This is a genomic window from Variovorax sp. 10L426, from assembly GCF_056395305.1.
This window is the reverse complement of sequence record NZ_JBFTJF010000044.1, coordinates 1-4712: the sequence shown is the minus strand read 5'-3', so window position 1 is coordinate 4712 and position 4712 is coordinate 1. Positions and strand designations below refer to the sequence as shown.

Annotated in this window: 4 protein-coding genes and 1 pseudogene; 2 read left to right on the top strand and 3 right to left on the bottom strand. The window is 63.9% G+C overall.

The annotated features are described in order from the left end of the window. From AC1DHL_RS29590 to AC1DHL_RS29580, 3 genes and pseudogenes are all read right to left on the bottom strand, one after another. A pseudogene (locus AC1DHL_RS29590) lies at positions 1 to 149 on the bottom strand (electron transfer flavoprotein subunit beta/FixA family protein); the annotation flags it as partial. Between the two features lie 147 nt (positions 150 to 296). Further along, positions 297 to 1583 carry a mechanosensitive ion channel family protein gene (locus AC1DHL_RS29585; RefSeq protein WP_478164306.1) on the bottom strand — a complete coding sequence of 429 codons (1287 nt, stop codon included), beginning with the start codon at positions 1581 to 1583 and terminating at the stop codon, positions 297 to 299. Between the two features lie 15 nt (positions 1584 to 1598). Further along, on the bottom strand, positions 1599 to 2552 hold the full coding sequence (locus tag AC1DHL_RS29580) for a histone deacetylase family protein (RefSeq protein WP_478164305.1): 954 nt from the start codon (positions 2550 to 2552) through the stop codon (positions 1599 to 1601). Between the two features lie 73 nt (positions 2553 to 2625). Between AC1DHL_RS29580 and AC1DHL_RS29575 the strand changes: the two genes are divergently transcribed. Beyond that, positions 2626 to 3546, top strand: coding sequence for an AAA family ATPase (locus AC1DHL_RS29575; protein WP_478100884.1), 921 nt, complete (start codon positions 2626 to 2628; stop codon positions 3544 to 3546). Continuing rightward, the gene (locus AC1DHL_RS29570) at positions 3543 to 4550 is read left to right on the top strand and encodes a DUF58 domain-containing protein (protein WP_478164304.1); all 1008 of its coding nucleotides are present in this window, start codon (positions 3543 to 3545) and stop codon (positions 4548 to 4550) included. The genes AC1DHL_RS29575 and AC1DHL_RS29570 overlap by 4 nt, the downstream gene beginning before the upstream one ends. Positions 4551 to 4712: the final 162 nt, after the last annotated feature.

Genomic DNA, 4712 nt, shown 5'->3' with positions numbered 1-4712 from the left:
TTCAACCGCACAGCCTCTTCGACGGCGATCTCGTCGAAGGGGTTCATGCTCATCTTGACGTTGGCGATGTCAACGCCCGTGCCGTCGCTCTTGACGCGAACCTTGACGTTGTAGTCGACGACCCGCTTGACGGGGACCAGAATCTTCATTGGTTTGACTCCATTGATTTGCGAAACCGGGGGTATGCAGAGCAGCCGATGATTTTAGGCGCCGGCCTCCGCGCGAACTGTCCATTTCAATCAGGGGTGCGCTCCATCGTCGGTGCGCAAAAAAAGAACGGTCGTGCTTTTTCGTGATTATAGATGAGCCGCGCCTAGAGGCGTAACTCTAGAAGGTAACGATTCAACACGCACCACCCGTTGCGGGTTGGCGATGACGATACCTGCGTTGCGCAGGCCTTCGAGAATCGCGATGTTGATCGCCGAGCGCAGGTTGTCCCGGCCCTTATCCGGATCGGACACCCAGAAGTTCAGGCTGAACTCCAATCCATCAGGCACGAAGTTGAGCAGAAAGGCGATCGGCGCCGGATCCCTCATCACGCGAGGCTGCGCCGCTGCCGCACCGCAAAGGATCGCCTGCACCTGCGACACGTCGCTTTCGTACCCGACGATGATGTTGGTCGATATGCCGAACTTCAGATCGGCCAGCGAAAGATTCTCGACACGACTCGTGATCAGCGATTCGTTCGGCACGATCGACTCGCGCCCGTTGCCCGCCCTCACCAGCATGTACCGCGTCTTGATGTCGGTGATGCGGCCCTCGAAGCCATCGACCTTGACGTTGTCGCCGATGCGTATCGATCGCTCGAGAAGGATCACGAAGCCGCTGACGTAGTTGGCCGCGAGTTTCTGCAGGCCGAAGCCCAGGCCGACGCCCAATGCGCCGCCAAGGACCGACAGCGCCGTCAGGTCCACCCCGACCGCCGACAGCGCGAACAGCAGGCCGATCAGCAGCAGAAAGGCGCGGACCGCATTCGACGCGACCTTGCGCATCGACAGATCGTGCACGGCCTCCCGCAGGATGCGCTTTTCGATCGTCGATGAAATCCACAACGCGATCACGAGCACCAGGCCTGCCGACAGCAGGCCGTTGAGGATCGTGCGCAGGCTCACCCGCGTTCGCCCGAAAGCCAGCGTGATCTCGTCGAGTTCCGCCAGGACCGGCGGCAAGAGACCGACGATCCAGAGGATCGCGCCGATCCATGCAATCCACGAAATCGTTCGCTCGACCAGCCGCGCCACCGCGGAGGCCGGAAAAACAGCCCGCAACACGCGCGCGAAAAAGCGGATCACCGCGAGCGAGACAAACACCGAAACAGCGATCCGCAACACCAGCGCGGGCTCGAAGCCCAATGACAGCGCCGCGCGTCGCGAAAGCTCGCTCAGCAGCAGCGCCAGCAAGGGGAACAGCAAGCCGTCGAAAACACGCTCGCCGAACCAGATCGAATCCTCGGGCTGATCGCGCCCGAACCATCTGCAGATCGCCCATGCGACGACGATGCAGGCGGCCAATACGCCGAGCTGGATCCACACGTTTTGCGCATGGATCTGGCCAAGCTTTTCGTTGAAAGCGCTGAAATCCATCGATCGAAACCAGAACTAGAGGTCGGCGAGCACCCGCAGATGTGCCTCGACACTGCGCGCCAGGGCGTCGAGGTTGTAACCACCTTCGAGCATGGACACGATGCGCCCACCGGCATGCCGGCGGGCCACGTCGACGACTCGCCCGGTGATCCAGGCGAAGTCGTGTTCGTTGAGCCTGAGTTGACCGAGATCGTCGTCGCGGTGCGCGTCGAAGCCGGCGCTCACGAAGATCATCTGCGGCCGGAACTCTTCGAGCCGGGGCATCCAGCAGGCCTCGATCAGTTCGCGCACATCCATGCCCTTGGTATAGGCCGGCACCGGCAGGTTGAGCATGTTCGGCGCCGGATGCTCGGTGCCGCTGTACGGATAGAAAGGATGCTGGAAGATCCCGACCATCAGTACGCGGGGATCGTTGCTCAGGATGTCCTCGGTGCCGTTGCCATGGTGCACGTCGAAATCGACGATCGCGACACGCTCCAGCCCATGCTCTTCGATGGCGTGGCGGGCGGCGATCGCGACGTTGTTGAAAAAGCAGAAGCCCATGGCCTTGTCACGGCAAGCATGGTGCCCTGGGGGCCGCACGGCGCAGAAGGCGTTGTCGACCTCGCCGGCAATCACCGCGTCGGTCGCCGCGATCGCGGCACCGGCCGCACGGCGCGCGGCCAGCACGGTGAAGCGGGTCAGTGAGGTGTCCGGATCGATCTGCGCATGGTCCGGACCACCGGCCGGTTCGTCCTCGACGAGCCGCTGGCTCAGCGCTTCGAGGTGCTCCATGTGCGCGACGCTGTGTGCACGGGTGATCTGAGGCAGCGTCGCGAGCGGCACATCTCCCTTGTGCAGTGCGTCGCCGACGCCGGTGACGAGCAGCCGATCCTCGATGGCATCGAGCCGCGCGGGGCATTCCGGATGGCCCTGCCCCATGTCGTGTTTCCAGCAGTCGCGGTGTGTGAAATAGCCGGTTTTGCCCATGGATCGATTGCGCCTGGCCTCTGGCCGGACGGGGCCACAAGGCTTAAGGTATGGTTTGCATATGGATACAAAAATGGACGTTGCCGCGAAGCTCGCCAGTTTGCTCGGTCAGCTTAACACGGTGATCGTGGGCAAAGAGGCTCAGGTGCGTGATTGCGTGGCCTGTTTGCTGGCGGGCGGCCACCTGCTGATCGAGGACGTTCCGGGCGTCGGCAAGACGACGCTGGCGCATGCGCTCTCACATACCTTCGGCTTGCAGTTCTCGCGGGTGCAGTTCACCGCCGACCTGATGCCGGGGGATCTCTCGGGGGTGGCGATCTACGACCGGGGGCAGCAAGCCTTCGTCTTCCATCCGGGCCCGATCTTTGCCCAGGTGCTGCTGGCCGACGAGATCAACCGCGCGAGCCCCAAGACACAGAGCGCCCTCCTCGAAGCGATGGAAGAAAAGCAGGTGACCGTGGAAGGCGAGACGCGCCCGCTGCCAACGCCCTTCTTCGTCATCGCCACGCAGAACCCGCACGAGCAGTTGGGCACCTTCGCGCTGCCGGAATCGCAGCTCGATCGTTTCCTGATGCGCATCTCGCTCGGCTACCCCGACCGGGCCGCCGAGCGCGAGTTGCTTGCGGGCGCCGACCGGCGCGACTTGCTTGCCAGCCTTCCCGCGCTGCTGACAGCCGGCGAACTGACAGCCTTGCAGCAACGTGTGCTCCAGGTTCATGCGTCGGAACCGCTGCTGAACTACGTTCAGGACCTGATCGCCGCCACGCGCTCCGGGCGCTGGTTCCTCCAGGGTCTGTCGCCACGTGCGGGCATCGCCGTGTTGCGCGCCGCCAAGGCGCAAGCGCTTCTGGCCAATCGCGACTACGTTGCGCCGGATGACGTGCAGGCCGTGCTTCCGCAGACCATCGCGCACCGACTCACGCCTGTGGGCGACGCCGGTCGGGGCGCGGTCGAACAGGTGCGCGCGATGACCGCGGCGGTGCCATTGCCGTGAAAGCGCCTGCGCCGGCTCGCGTCGGGGTCGCGCGGTCGTTCGCGCCGCTCCGGTCTCGTATCGACCGGTGGTTCATTTCGCGTCGCCCGCCTTCGGACACGCTCGAACTCACGCAGCGCAATGTGTACATCGTGCCGACGGTGGCCGGATGGATGCTGGCTGCGACGCTGCTGCTGCTGTTGGTCGCTTCGATCAACTACCAGCTCAATCTGGGCTATCTGCTGACTTTCCTGCTTGCGGGTTGCGTGGCGGTTGGCATGCATGTGTGTCATGGCACGTTGCGGGGGCTGGCGATGCATCTGATGCCGCCTGAGGCGCAGTACGCGGGGTCGGCGGCTGTCTTTCGAGTGGTGTTGCATAACGCGCGGCGGAGCACGCGTTATGGCATCGGGCTGGCGGTGCATCGCAGTGGGCAATGGTCGTGGAGTGACGTGCCTGCGCAAGGGAGCGCGACGGTGGAGGTGGCGTTCAGGCCTGAGCGGCGCGGGCTGCATGCTGTGCCGACGCTGACGGCGGAGACCCGGTTTCCGTTGGGGACCTTTCGGGTGTGGACGGTTTGGCGGCCGGCTTCGAAGGTGCTGGTCTATCCGGCGCCTGAGGTGAATCCGCCGCCGCTGCCTGTCGGGGAGCCGCTTGCGGGGCAGGCTGCTTCGGCGTTGACGCGTACTCATGTGGCTGGGGAATATGACGGGGTGCGGGCTTATCGGCGGGGGGATTCGTTGAAGCTTGTCGTCTGGAAAAGAGCGGCTCGGGCGCAGGCTGCGGGGTCTGATGAACTGGTTAGCCGGGATGCGCAGCAGGCGCAGAGGGAAGAGCTCTGGCTGGATGTTCTGCATGCGGGGTTGCCTGAAGGGGAAGCTCGGGTTTCTCGGGTTTGTGCTTGGGTTTTGATGGCGGATCGGTTGGGGGTTGAGTACGGGGTACGGGTGGGGGGGCGGGTGGTTGCGCCTTCGGGTGGCGAGGGGCATAAGAGGCGGTGTTTGGAGGTGCTTGCTACATGTTGAATGGGGGGGTTGCTGAGGCTGTGGGCCGGGTCTCGCCCCGGCGGGCGACTCACTTTTCTTTGTTTCGCCAAAGAAAAGTAAGCAAAAGAAAGGCGACCCCACTGTGCGTGTCCCTGCGCTTCGCTTCGGGCAACCTGCGGTGCTCGCTTCAGGCGGGGTCCG